This is a genomic window from Clostridium sp. CTA-19 (genome assembly GCF_054767855.1).
Genome location: NZ_BAAABH010000010.1, coordinates 58,496 through 72,200, shown reverse-complemented (window position 1 = coordinate 72,200; position 13,705 = coordinate 58,496). Strand labels below are relative to the sequence as shown.

Here is a 13,705-nt window from a genome sequence, read left to right as displayed (position 1 = left end):
GTATAGGTTAACCATTTTGTTTTAACCATTCAACACCTTTACTTGAAATTTTTGTACCACTTTTCCCTTTGCTTTTTGTCACAAGTCCTAGGTTTTGCAGTTTGTCTAGTTTACTTCTGACAGATTGCTCACTAAAATTAAAACCTTTTCCCTTTAATAATTCTGATAAAAATCTTCTTCCGACTATTACATTTTTATTTTGATTATAATATATTTCCGTTAATATGGTTTTAAGGTCATTATCTATTTCACTGTTAGAAATTTTATTAGTAGGCTTGTGATATTTAATAAAGTCTAAAGGTAAATGATCTTCTTTTATGCAACAACTATCACAAATCTCATAGGAATATTCTAAGGTATTTATAAGTTCCCTTACATTTCCTTTCCACTGCCTATTATTCAAAATTTCTATAACTTTACTCGAAACATCTAATTTGCTACCTTTGCGTATAAAAAATTCGTCTATTATTTCAGATATATCTTCTTTTCTATCTTTTAAAGGAGGTAAAATTATATAGCCCATTTTTAATCTGTAATATAAATCTTCTCTGAAATTACCTTCATCAATTAGTTTAATAAGGTTTTTGTTAGTGGCTGCAATTATTCGTACATCAATAGGTATTATTCTATCTCCACCAACTTTCATTATCTCCTTTTCTTGAAGTACTCTTAATAATCTTGTTTGCACGTCTAAAGGGGCATCTCCTATTTCATCTAGAAATATAGTTCCGCCCTTTGCCTGCTCAAACAGACCAATTTTCCCTTCTTTTTTAGCACCTGTAAAAGCACCAGGTTCATATCCAAATAGTTCACTTTCAATTAGGTTTTTAGGTAATGCACTAAAATTTATTGCAATAAAGGGGCCATCATTTTTAAAAGAATAGTTATGTATAGCTTGAGCAAATAGTTCTTTGCCAGTGCCACTTTCTCCTTCAATTAATATGGAAAGATTTGTTCTTGCAAGTTTTTTTGATATGTTTTTAACATGGGTTATTTTTTCACTATTTCCTATAATATGTTCAAAGGTATATTTTGCATAGTATCTCTTTTTTACAAATTCTTCTTTAATATCAGTTCCTACTGTATTTAATAAAGTAGAATTTTTTATTTTATAAGAAAACTTTTTTTGAGTTTCCACTTGAAAACTATTTAAATGTAATACTACTCTCTCTAAATCTCTATGTAAGGTTATTACTTCATTGTTTCTTACTGCTAATTTTTTACCTATTTCTATTATTTTTCTAATATAACGAGATGAAATATCCTTTACTCTCTCATCGTAATATCCAATGCCACGCATTATTTCAATAAGGCTACTCATGTCAATAAGACTACACTTTAAATCTATTATAGTGTTAACTTCACTAGGAACTTTATCAACTTCACCAGGAGTTACAGCAATATTACAAGGTTCATATTTATCTATACCTGGATAATAAGGTATAAATTGAATGTGATCTATTCCTAAATTTTTTAAATGGTTTATTAAGTTATAACTTGAATCTTGTGCATCATTTACAATAAGCACTTTACTTTCTTTATTTAAAAAAAGAAGTTTATCTATATTACAATAGTTTAAAGTTTTATTAGCTATAATCCATGGAATGTTATTTAAGGTTATATTTATAGCATCATATATAGGTTTGCTAGAAAAAACAATGAGATCTCCATGAATGGGTTCATTAATAGCCCTTTCATATATAGCATAGCTTTTAATGGTGGCAAACTCATTAAAATACTCTTCTAATTGACTATGTAAAAACATTCTTGTACTTTCTGTACCAGTGATTAAAATTATATTTTTCAATACTCTCACCTCTAAATTGTTTGATAATATATAATATTATATTATCACGAAATTTTAAAAACGTTTCTTTATTTTAAATGTTATATATTGTTATAATTTTATGAATTGCATAAAGGGATTTAAAATATTTTTAGAGAAATATATGTTTAAGATAATTACTTTAGTTTGATTAGCAGAGAGATATATACCTCTCATATTTGTGCATCAAAGGAGAGGTTTTAAAATTTAGTAGTTACTATACTATTGTTATAGGGGGATGAGCTAATGGACTGGTTAGAAAAATTAAATGAGGCATTAAAATATATTGAAGCGAATTTAAATAAAGAAATTGAGTATGAAAAGGCAGCAAAAATTGCTTGTTGTACGGTATATCATTTTCAAAGAATGTTTTCATATATAGCTGGAGTGCCATTATCTGAATATATAAGAAACAGAAGACTTACAAAGGCCGCTTTTGATTTGCAAAACGGTAATAAGGTAATTGATGTAGCATTACGTTATGGATATGAATCTCCAACTGCCTTTAATAGAGCTTTTCAAAAGGTGCATCATGTATCTCCTTCAGTTGCGCAAAAAGAGGGAACATTCCTAAAGGCATATCCACCTATTAGTTTTAAAATAACAATAAAAGGAGTAGAAGAGATGAAATATAGTATAGTAAAAAAAGAAGAGATTAGAATAGTAGGGGTAAAAGCTTCATTAAAAAAGAATATGGAGGAAAATTTTAAAATTGTTCCGATATTATGGAAAGAAGTAGCTGAAAATGGAAAGCTTAGTGATATAGTAGCACTTATGGGTTCAGATTGCAAAGGCGTATTAGGTGTTAGTATATGTATGGATAGTTTAGATGAATGGGAGTATTATATAGCCGTTGAAACAGATAAAGAGGTATCAAAAGGAATGTATGAATATATAATACCATCATATACCTGGGCGGTTTTCCCAGGAGAGGGGACTATGCCCACTGCAATTCAAGAAATTGAAAAAAGAATAATTACAGAGTGGTTACCAACATCAGGTTATGAATATGCAGATGGACCAGACATTGAATTATATTTTAATGAAGATCCTGCTAACTCAAAGTTTGAAGTCTGGATACCAATTAGAAAAAACTCATAAAAGTTAATTGATAATAATATTAAAAATTAAATCATAAATTAAAAAATCCACGAGGTTAGTTTAGCGTGGATTTTTCTATTACATATTAATATAGGGAAACAAGCTCCAATTTAAATTTATTCAATAACTTTAAAATGATTTCGTATAAGATGTTGTGTTGAATTTTAAATAATTCGGAGCATGTCTCACTATTTTAGGTATCCAAGTTTTGAAATGGATAGTTTTGAAAGTTAATTTGGAACCCTATATAATTAAAAAATATTTATCTTTTACAAAAATTTGATATGATATAAGTAACAGGGGTTTAGTGATTTAGAACAAAGCTAAACTTTAGAACATTAGAGCTATTGGATTAGATTTACATATACCATAAACTATTAGTATTAGAGAAAGTGCTAATCTTATTGGATAGAGCACTTTTTTCTTTATTTTTAAATTAAGTAATTAAAATACTTTACATATAACAAAAATAATGGGGTGAATTCAATACAAAAAAACATGATATCAAAGAGAATAAAAAAACAACGAATAGACATTAATAATTTGAATGACTTTAAGGATGCCTTAAAAAAAGAAGGATATAAGATAAATGAATTTGACGAAGAAAAATTTAAAGTAGAAATTGCAAAAACTTTTGAAGTTGATAATAGTTTAATAGAGAGTTTGTATACATATATTAGTGAAGATGAGGTTACTTATAGAGCAAATGATATTAAAGATTTAATTGACTACATAAACAAAATGGTATTATTTGAAAATCAACATAATAAATTATGTAAAAAGATAAGTACAATAAAAAAGATAAGCATAGATAGAATTGAATACGAAAAAGAACCTAGTATTCAAGATAATATTGGAAATATGATAAATATCATAGAAAAAGTATCAAATAAGATATCTGGATTAATAAGTGAAAAAGAGAAAATTAAATTAGAAAAATTAGAAAAGGAATTAGATAAACAATATATTTATGCAAAGGATATTGAACTACTGAAAAAAATGATACTTATTAGAAAAGAAGGTGTAAAAGAAAAATACAATGCTAAAACTAAAATTAAAACAATATCTATAGAAATACCTGAAAGAATAAATTATGAGTATATCAAAGCAAAAAAAGGCACTATAGAGTATCATGAATATTTAAGTAATAACATACCAAGAATGAAACGGTTAATAAAAAATATAAATAAATATATGAAAGCTGATGAGAAAGAAAAGACAGCATTTAAAATAAATCAAAGTAAAACTCTACAGGATTCTATAAATATAGCATTAGCAACATATGATGGTAAAGAGTTTAGAGCAATCAGTGGAAGTAACGAGATAAGGAATTATTGCAGTGCACCACCACTGGAAAAAGCAATTTTTAAAAGCAGTAAAGTTAATAAATTAGGTAAAATAGGAATAGGATATGACAGAGTTAATGATAGTGAAAAAAAGATACTTGAGGAAATACATAAACAAATAGAAGAAAAAGTTTTGAAAGATGAAGGTAATCTTACTTTATATAGTAAGTGGGAACCTTGTCCAAGCTGTTACTCTGTAATTAATCAGTTTATGAAAAAGCATCCCTATATAGATGTGCAGGTAAAATATATTAAAAAATATAGTAAAGAGTCATAGAATCCTTAATGGTTATGTAAATGAAAGATTAAAAAAATATACAAATTTTAATTTTAACTTATGGACCAGCTTTAAAAATATAAGGTATATAGGAAAAATGTATTTCTTGTTGAGCGTAAAGATTTCATATTAAGATGTAAGTTTAAAGTGTATATGTGTACAACTAAATGTGTTATACTACTTTTAGCTTAAAAGAAAGATATGAAAGTTAGGAGAAACGATTATGAAAAATTTTAAAATTACAATAGAGTACGATGGTAGCAGATATAAAGGATGGCAAAGACTTCAAGATAATGAGAATACAATTCAAGGGAAAATAGAAAATGTATTAACTAAATTATGTGGACATAATGTTCAGGTTGTTGGTTGTGGAAGAACTGATGCAGGCGTTCATGCAGAAAATTATACAGCTAATTTTTATACTGACTGTATATTAAGTGAAGAAATGATGATTGATTATCTTTATGAATTTTTACCAGAAGATATAGTCGTTAAAGATATAAAAGAAGTCGGTGAAAGATTTCATTCTAGATACAATGCAAAATCTAAGACTTATGTTTATAAAATAAATAATGGTAAATTTAGAAATGTTTTTGATAGAAAATATATTTATCATATAGATGAAAATTTAGATTTAGACGCAATGAAAAAAGCTAGTGAATCTTTAATAGGTACTCATGATTTTCAAAGTTTTACAACTTTAAAATCAAAAAAGAAGTCTACAGTTAAGACTATTAACTATATAAATATAAAAAAAGATAATGATTATGTAGAAATAGAAATAAATGGTGATGGATTCTTATGGCATATGGTAAGAATAATTGTAGGAACACTTCTAGCAGTTGGAAAAGGAAATTTAAAATATACTGATGTTGAAAAAATATTAACTATGAAAAAAAGACAAGATGCAGGTCCAATTGCACAATCAAAAGGATTATTTTTAAGAAATGTGGAATATTAGGTTATAAAAAACAATTTTTCATAAAAATACAAAAATATAAAATATTTGACTAAAGATTCAAAAAAAAGTATAATTTTGTTGACTTAATTTTACAAAATATTAATTTAAAAGCATACTTTTAAAAAAATGTATGGCTTATAAGGGGGATAAATATGTTTTGCAAAAATTGCGGAAAACAAATTGATAATAATGCTGAAATATGTATTCATTGCGGTGTTAGAGTAGCACCTAGTAGACCGCGGAAGGTAGATAATCCATCACATTTAGCTGGTATTGTATCATGCTGTTTTCCTATAGTTGGATTAATTTTATATTTTTTGTGGAAAGATGATAAGCCTAAATCATCTAAACTAGTTTGTAATTGGATGTTAGCTGGTATTATAGTATGGGTTACAATTTATTTAGTTTGCTTTATCTTAAGTTTTACTATTTAAAGTGATTTTATGGAAAAAATATTAAAATATATGTTCTTTTGTCACAGGATGCCTGAGAGATCATTTTTTTTGAAAAACAAACAATTCCCTATATGTGCAAGATGTACAGGGATATTAGTAGGATATTTTATAGGAATGATATATAGCATAGTAACTAAGAAAATAAATTTTTTCTTAGTATTTATATTTATGATACCTATATCAATAGATGGTATAGGACAATTATATGGTTATTGGAATAGTAATAATATAAGAAGATTTTTAACTGGAATATTAGCTGGCATTGCAACTATACAATTTATACATATAGCTATAATTTTAGGGCTGAGAAGTGGCAATATGTTTCGAAACTATTTGAATAAAATTTGAAAATATATAAAAAAGAGGCTAAATTAATTTAGTCTCTTTTTTTATATATTAAAATATCCTTATAGTATTCATAAATAATTTAATACATTAATAAATTATAAAATACCTTCTTCTTTTAATAACACTTCGATATCTTGAAGTTTTTTATTTAATTCTAAAAAGTTCTTTTTAACAAAATCCTGAGAAACATTACTTGTTTTAATACTTTTTTCTAATTTTTCAATAGTATTTAAAGCTTCGTCAATATCCTGTTGAGCTAATTGTAATTTGTTTTCGTTCATAAAAAATCTCCTTTAAAAAAAGTCATATAGGGAAACAAGTTCCCATTTAAGTTTATTCAATAATCTAAAATAGTATTTACTCTTATAATAAAATGTTAGCATCTTAAAAATATAATTTCAAGGTAAAAGAACCTAAAAATTTTTGTATAGAAAGAGAAAATAATGAATTTAAATAAAAATTAGACATATATATTTACTATGATTTTTTTATTATTGGCGAAAAACATGAATTATAATCTTTAAAAATAATTAAGTTAGTATATTATTATGCAAAATAAAAAAAGAAAGGGGAATTTTATATTGATAAATGTAATATGGTTTGTAATTTTAGCTATAGGAATTATTTTTGGATTGGCAAGTGGTGATGGAGAAATAATATCAAAAGCAATTATTTCAACTACCAGCTCCACAGTGGACCTAGTGGTAGGACTTGTAGGAATGATGTGTCTTTGGTGTGGAATAATGAAAATTGCAGAGAAAAGTGGACTTACAAATAAACTTGCTAAAATACTTACACCTATATTAAAAAGAATATTTAAAGAAGCGTCAAAGGACGAAAAAGCTATGGGTGCAATAGTTATGAATATAACAGCTAACATGTTTGGACTTGGCAATGCAGCAACTCCTTTTGGAATAAAGGCTATGGAAGAAATGGACAAGTTAAATAAGGAAAAGGGTACAGCAAGCAATGATATGATTTTATTTTTAATTTTAAATGCTGCCTGTATACAGTTAGTTCCTACAACTGTAATATCTATAAGAGCAGCAGCAGGCTCATCAAATCCTGGGGCAATAATAATACCTGCAATAATCACAACATTTTCTGCATCTGTAATAGGGGTTATACTTTGCAAGCTATTACAAAAATATTTTTAGTTTAAAGGAGAAATTTTATGTTTGATTATATTATTAAAGCAATAATTCCTATAATAATAATATTGATAGTAACTTATGGAATGATTAAAGGTGTTAAAGTTTATGAATGTTTTATAGAAGGGGCAAAGGAAGGACTGAACATATGTCTTAGAATTTTTCCTTATTTATTAGCTATGCTTATTGCTATAAATGTATTTAGAGCATCTGGCGCAATGGATTTTTTAATTTCAATTGTAAAACCAGGTGTAGATAAAATTGGAGTACCGGCGGAAGTAGTACCACTAGTTCTTATGAAACCACTATCAGGAAGTGGAGCTATAGGGATTTTTACTGATATTATAAATCAACATGGATCAGATAATTTTATAGGTATATGTGCATCCATAATAATGGGGTCTACAGAAACTATATTTTATACATTAGCAGTATATTTTGGAGCAGTACAAATAAAGAAAATAAGACATACACTATGGGTTGCATTACTTGTGGATATGTGTGCAGTACTTATTGCAGTAAATGTAGCTAGAATATTAATATAAAATTTAAATAAAAAAGGGCATATACTATAGGGTTCCAAGTTGACTTTTAAAATTATCCATTCCAAAACTTGGATACCTAAAATAGTGAGACATGCTCCGAATCACTTAGAATTCAACACTACATTTTGTATGAAAATATTTTAAAGTTATTGAATAAATTTAAATTGGAGCTTGTTTTCCTATAAATGCCCTTTTATGAAAAATTAAATTTTAACTTACCCCTTCTTTTTTGCAGAAGGTACTAAAGTTTTTTCTGTATGCAATATATATTAAAATTGCATCTACAAACCATTGAATAACACATATAGACCAAAAATAAGTTACTGATAATTTCTTTATAAATATAAAATAAAATGTTAAAGGAAGTCTTATACACCAACCGGTAAATAAAGATATTTTAAAAGGTGTAGTTGTATTTCCTATACCTTTTAAAGCTCCGCCGTAAATCATAGAAAATGCCATAGTAGGTTGTTGTAGTGATGCAATCATTAGGCATTTTGTACCAAGTTTAATAACATCGATTTCTGTAGAGCCTATAAAAAGCTTTATTAATAACTCAGGTATTAATATAAATAATGATGCAACACATAACATAACTATAAGGCCAAGAACTGCACAGTTATTTGCACATCTCTTAGCGCCTTTATAATCTTCTTCACCAAATTTATTTCCTACCATAGACGTACAAGCAACAGCAAAACCCCACCCAGGCATATAAGAAAGGGACTCTAAGCTTTCAGTTATGGTATTAGCAGAAAACGAAAGTGTTCCTAGTCTCATTATCATAAAAGTAGTAAGAAGTCGGCTAATACTAAAAGCGCCTTCTTGCAATGAAGCTGGTATAGATAATTTAAAAATATGCTTAAGTTTATTAAAAGTTATGTCTTTAATGTAATGTAATTTAATTTTAATTTTAGATTTAGTTAAAATATAATATAATGCAAATAAAAAGCTACATATTTGAGCTATAACCGTTGCAATAGCAGCACCATCAATACCTAACTCAGGAAATCCAAATTTACCAAATATTAAGGAATAGTCTAAGGTTAAATTTACAATTATTAAAATTAAAGAGCCTATTAGTGGAATTTTAGTGTTGCCATACGAACGTTGTATTGAAGATAGCAAACTTGTTGTCATATTAAAAAACATTCCTATACAAACAATTCTAATAAACCTTTTAGAAATTAATAAGACTTCAGGAGTACAACCTGCTAGTTTTAAGATTTTATCTGCAAATGTAAAAATTATTGTTATACAAAAGAAGATTATAATAATTCCTATAAAAGAACATATACTAGCATATTCTTCTGCAGTATCCATTTGTTTTGCTCCGTATAATCTGGAGACCATAGAGGTTATAGCAACGCAAATTCCCATGATTACAAATATATTAGCAAAAACATTAAGTATCTCCCAGGATATACCTACAGCACTTACAGAAAGTTGTCCTCCATATCTTCCAATCATTAAAGTATCTAGTACACCTGTCATCATATACAATATCATTTCTCCAACAGCTGGAACAGCAATTTGCAAAACTTCTTTAGCTTCCTCTTTTTTCAAAAAAACACCCCCCTAACTGTTTTAAAAGCAATTTAACTAATTATATCAAATAAATGGATATAAATTTACAAAATAATAAAAAAACATAATTAATTTTAAAATTTTAAAATATTTAATAAAATTTTAAAAAATTACTAAAAAACTAAGTATAAAATGTTAAATTTACAAATTATACAAAATCTTTCATAAATTTGTAACAAGTGAATAAATAAATAATATATACTTTTATATAAGGGTAGATATTATTTAAAATATTAGGTTGATTTAATATGGAGGGGGAATATGTTAGAGTTAAAGAAAGAAAAATTTGAAATTATAGGTTGTACAGAAGATCAGGAGGCATATCATAGAGGAGAGTTAAGCTTTTGGGCATCTGTTAGAAAAAAACTTTTAAAAAATAAACTTTTTATATTTGCAGTTGGTTTATTTATTTTGCTATTAGTAGCAATGATAGTTTGCCCTATTTTTGGAAAATTTCAATATATAGAAACATTTAAAGATGTATACTGTCCACCAAATTCTACATATTGGTTTGGCACATGTGCAGATGGTAGAGATTTGTATGCAGGGGTGTGGTTAGCTACTAAGCATACATTAATTATAGCTGTTTTAGTAACCTTTTTAAACATTTCTATAGGTGTAGTTTTTGGAGGAATATGTAGTTTTTATGGTGGATTAATAGACGAAATTATAGTTAGAATAATAGAAATACTTACAAGTTTACACGTAATAATAATACTAGTAGTTTTAATATGTATAACAGGTAGTCCCTTAATATCGTTGGTAATGGCTATGGTTTTATGGGGAGTGGGCAATATAGCCCTTATAGTTAGAGGGCAGTTGCTAAAAGTTAGAGAACAAGAATATATTTTAGCTGCTAAAGCATTAGGTGCAAGTACTTCTAGAGTTTTATGCAACCATTTTTTTAGAAATGTTTTAAGTACCTGCATAATAATGATTAGTTTAGAAATACCTTCAACAATACTTTTGGAATCAACTTTGAGTTATTTAGGATTAGGAGCATCTGTTTATTTTATAACATTAGGTGGATTAATAAGAATTAATTCAGGAATGTTATTATTTTATCCATACTCAATTATGATACCATCAGCTATTTTAGTTATATTAGCTTTAAGCTTAAATATAATAGGTGATGCGTTAAGAGATGCATTTGATCCAGAGGAAGTTGTTATAGATTAGTTGGAGGTGAGAAGGGTGAAAAAAGAGAAATATATAACAATAGGTTTTGTGGTTATATTTATTATAGGTATGTTTATATTTCATAATAAATTAAATAGTGAGGTTATTGTTCCTAATCATACAGACAAATGGAGTAAGGCTATTTTGGTAGAACAAGGAGATATAGAGCAAAAACCAGCAGTGTTAGATTTTAATAATAATGCAATAGTAGCATACCAAAGTGGCAATGACTTAAAAATTAAAGTTGTTGATAGTTCAGGTAAAGAATTAAAAGAGAAAACTATTGAACAATTAAATGAAATTCCTAGAGAGATTAACTTGTACAAACAAGATGAAAAAATATATTTACACTATTCAATATATAAGGATACTGATAGATTTATAAAAGAAATACAGATAGATGAAAATTTAAATATAATAGGTGAAAATTTAAAAGAAAATATTCAAGAGTTCGTAAAGTTATCAGATGAAGCTTATGCTATATTTTATGATGGATATGTTGAAATTACTGATTTGAAAATTAATAAGGTGGCTAAGGTTAATATTGGTAAAAATATAAAATCTGTAGCAGGAAATTCCTTTGATGGAAAGTATATAATAACATATTTAGAGGATTCTTTAGAGTTTAAGTATATTACTGTGGAAAATGGAATACCATCAGATGTGAAGTTTGCATTTGGTGATGCTGAAACTTCTAAAATAAAAATATTTGATTCTAGATTAGTAGTTGAAGATAATACGGGTATTTTAGTAGTTAAATATTCCCATGAAGGTGAGCCAAGTTACGAAACCCATAGTTTTGAAATAGATTCTACAAAATCTAAGGAAGAACAAGAAATAAAACAGGTGTTTAGAGGTGAATTTGGTATAGTTGCGCCTCCAAATACAGGAATATTAAAAAACAAACAAGAAGAATACCTTGATTCAAGTGATGACTTTAGTACAGTGCCAGGAGAAAGCGATGAGCTAATTCTTAGTGCAGATGTAAGTAACTCAAAGCATAGAACTCAAAGACAAATAGTTGAAGTATCTATGGAATATGTTGAAGGGCAACTTGAATATATGAACAAAATAAATCCTAAATTAATAAATATTAATACTAATACCTCTAGAGATTCAATATTACCAACTAGGGATGGAAATTATATTGCATATGTAGATTGTGTAAAAAAAGGTAATGCTCGATTAGAGCTGATTTCAACCCATGAAAAATTTATAGAAGCTACTAAAGGTTATAGAGATGGAGATTTAAAAACCTGTATTTATATAACTATACAAAATATTTTAACAGGGGCATTTTATATGATACCAATGGGAGCTTCGTGGATTTTAATAATAATATCAATAGTATCCATAATATCAGTTATAGAATTTAAATTAAGTGATAGAGTTAGAAAAGCATTATTTATTATTTGCTATATGCTAATGATTTTATTAAAAACAGTTTTAATAAATGGATTTTTTTTCATAGCATATAAAGATATGATGCCGCCTTACTTTACAGCCAAGATTGGAACGATTATATGTCTTATTATGTCTATACCTTTAATTATATATGGATATAGAAAATATAAGTTTGATTTAGATTATTATGTTTTGGCTATTGCTATATCGCCGCTAATATGCATAGATTCTATGCTTACACTTATGCTATATGTACCAATTATAATGTAAAATAAAACAGCTTTAAGATAGGGATATGTCTTTATCTTAAAGCTGTTTTTTATTTTAGTATATTTATGTTAATTTTTCTTTACATAATCTGAACATAGTTTAAACATAGTCTTAATACTGCTTTAACATTGATAATATAATATATGTTTTGTAAAGAAAATATATTGAATAAAAAAAACAATATGAATTGAAAACAAAAGTGAATTAGAATAAAAAAATTTTTAGTAGGAATACTACATAATTAATATGGATAGTTTAGGAGTGTATATGATGAAAAAAAACAGGTTGTTTAAAGGTATAATTGTAGCATCATTGGCTATAAGTATAGTATTTGCAGTTACAGGGTGCAAAAAAGAAAAAGCTAGTAGTAATACTATAAAAATATCTGGATCAACATCAGTTTCACCTTTAATGGAAAAGGAAGCAGAGTTTTATAAAAAAAGTAATAAAGGCTTGGATATTGAGATACAAGCAATTGGCTCATCAGCAGGAATACAAGATACTATAAATGGAGTTTCCCATATAGGTATGTCATCGAGAAATATTAAAGAAAAAGAAAAAAGCTCAGGATTAGAAGAAAAAATAATAGCTTATGATGGTATTGTAATTATAACAAATAATAAAAATAGTATTGAAAATTTAACCTTAGAACAACTAAAAGAGATATATACAGGAAAAATAACAAATTGGAAAGAACTTGGTGGAGAGGATAAACCAATAGTTGTTGTATCCAGAGAGGATGGTTCAGGGACAAGAACATCTTTTCAAGAAATTGTAGATTTTAAACCAGAAGAACAAATAGAAAATGCAATAATAACAGATGGTAATGGAAGCATTAAAAACATTGTAAAAAGTAATGAAAATGCCATAGGTTATATATCCTTTGAATATATAGATGACACTATAAAACCTCAAAATATAGATGGAGTAGAGCCTACAGAGGAAAATGTATTAAAAAACACTTATAAATTATCAAGACCCTTTATAGTAATTTATAAAGAAGAAAACTTTACACAGGAAGATAAAAAGTTTTTAGATTTTATATTAAGTGAAGATGGTCAAAATATAGTTAAATCTAGTGGTGCAATAAGAATAAATCCATAATAAGGTATAATAAAATGAAGATCTATGCAGTTTAAAAATTGCATAGATTTTTTATTTTGAATATAGAAATGTTAATTATTTTTAACATGGACTAAATATCGAATTAACACAGTCTAAACATTGCTTTAACATTGCTTTTATATAATAGAGTT

Annotated in this window: 13 protein-coding genes; 10 read left to right on the top strand and 3 right to left on the bottom strand. The window is 26.8% G+C overall.

All coding sequences use genetic code 11. The annotated features are described in order from the left end of the window. Nucleotides 1–7: 7 nt before the first annotated feature. On the bottom strand, nucleotides 8–1,807 hold the full coding sequence (locus ACYUE0_RS07495) for a sigma 54-interacting transcriptional regulator (protein WP_460270064.1): 1,800 nt from the start codon (nucleotides 1,805–1,807) through the stop codon (nucleotides 8–10). A 264-nt stretch (nucleotides 1,808–2,071) separates the two neighbouring features. Here ACYUE0_RS07495 and ACYUE0_RS07490 point away from each other — a divergent pair, with 264 nt between their 5' ends. The 5 genes from ACYUE0_RS07490 (at nucleotide 2,072) to ACYUE0_RS07470 (ending at nucleotide 6,313) form a co-directional block, all read left to right on the top strand. Beyond that, nucleotides 2,072–2,926: an AraC family transcriptional regulator gene (locus ACYUE0_RS07490; RefSeq protein ID WP_460270063.1), complete on the top strand. Its 855-nt coding sequence runs from the start codon at nucleotides 2,072–2,074 to the stop codon at nucleotides 2,924–2,926. Between the two features lie 498 nt (nucleotides 2,927–3,424). Continuing rightward, nucleotides 3,425–4,549 (top strand): deaminase domain-containing protein, encoded by a 1,125-nt coding sequence (locus ACYUE0_RS07485; protein ID WP_460270091.1) that lies wholly within the window; start codon nucleotides 3,425–3,427, stop codon nucleotides 4,547–4,549. A gap of 223 nt (nucleotides 4,550–4,772) precedes the next feature. Beyond that, nucleotides 4,773–5,510: a tRNA pseudouridine(38-40) synthase TruA gene (gene truA / locus ACYUE0_RS07480; protein WP_460270061.1), complete on the top strand. Its 738-nt coding sequence runs from the start codon at nucleotides 4,773–4,775 to the stop codon at nucleotides 5,508–5,510. Nucleotides 5,511–5,662: 152 nt separating this feature from the next. Continuing rightward, on the top strand, nucleotides 5,663–5,944 hold the full coding sequence (locus ACYUE0_RS07475) for a zinc ribbon domain-containing protein (RefSeq protein ID WP_460270059.1): 282 nt from the start codon (nucleotides 5,663–5,665) through the stop codon (nucleotides 5,942–5,944). Nucleotides 5,945–5,953: 9 nt separating this feature from the next. After that, nucleotides 5,954–6,313, top strand: a complete 360-nt coding sequence (locus tag ACYUE0_RS07470) for a DUF2085 domain-containing protein (RefSeq protein WP_460270058.1) — start codon at nucleotides 5,954–5,956, stop codon at nucleotides 6,311–6,313. 95 nt (nucleotides 6,314–6,408) lie between these two features. On the opposite strand, the gene ACYUE0_RS07465 is transcribed toward ACYUE0_RS07470, so the two are convergent. After that, nucleotides 6,409–6,594 carry a hypothetical protein gene (locus ACYUE0_RS07465; protein WP_061994022.1) on the bottom strand — a complete coding sequence of 62 codons (186 nt, stop codon included), beginning with the start codon at nucleotides 6,592–6,594 and terminating at the stop codon, nucleotides 6,409–6,411. Between the two features lie 300 nt (nucleotides 6,595–6,894). Between ACYUE0_RS07465 and ACYUE0_RS07460 the strand changes: the two genes are divergently transcribed. Both ACYUE0_RS07460 and ACYUE0_RS07455 read left to right on the top strand, forming a co-directional pair. Beyond that, nucleotides 6,895–7,470 (top strand): nucleoside recognition domain-containing protein, encoded by a 576-nt coding sequence (locus ACYUE0_RS07460; protein WP_061994023.1) that lies wholly within the window; start codon nucleotides 6,895–6,897, stop codon nucleotides 7,468–7,470. 17 nt (nucleotides 7,471–7,487) lie between these two features. Then, nucleotides 7,488–8,009 (top strand): spore maturation protein, encoded by a 522-nt coding sequence (locus tag ACYUE0_RS07455; RefSeq protein WP_061994024.1) that lies wholly within the window; start codon nucleotides 7,488–7,490, stop codon nucleotides 8,007–8,009. A gap of 210 nt (nucleotides 8,010–8,219) precedes the next feature. Here ACYUE0_RS07455 and ACYUE0_RS07450 read toward each other — a convergent pair whose 3' ends face one another. Then, nucleotides 8,220–9,575 (bottom strand): MATE family efflux transporter, encoded by a 1,356-nt coding sequence (locus ACYUE0_RS07450; RefSeq protein WP_460270057.1) that lies wholly within the window; start codon nucleotides 9,573–9,575, stop codon nucleotides 8,220–8,222. A gap of 282 nt (nucleotides 9,576–9,857) precedes the next feature. Between ACYUE0_RS07450 and ACYUE0_RS07445 the strand changes: the two genes are divergently transcribed. The 3 genes from ACYUE0_RS07445 to ACYUE0_RS07435 all read left to right on the top strand — a co-directional run bounded on the left by ACYUE0_RS07445 (nucleotide 9,858) and on the right by ACYUE0_RS07435 (nucleotide 13,553). After that, complete coding sequence (locus tag ACYUE0_RS07445) at nucleotides 9,858–10,775, top strand: ABC transporter permease (RefSeq protein WP_460270056.1); 918 nt, start codon at nucleotides 9,858–9,860, stop codon at nucleotides 10,773–10,775. 15 nt (nucleotides 10,776–10,790) lie between these two features. Next, nucleotides 10,791–12,449, top strand: a complete 1,659-nt coding sequence (locus ACYUE0_RS07440) for a hypothetical protein (protein WP_460270055.1) — start codon at nucleotides 10,791–10,793, stop codon at nucleotides 12,447–12,449. Between the two features lie 270 nt (nucleotides 12,450–12,719). After that, nucleotides 12,720–13,553, top strand: coding sequence for a phosphate ABC transporter substrate-binding protein (locus ACYUE0_RS07435; RefSeq protein ID WP_460270054.1), 834 nt, complete (start codon nucleotides 12,720–12,722; stop codon nucleotides 13,551–13,553). The last annotated feature ends 152 nt before the right edge of the window (nucleotides 13,554–13,705 follow it).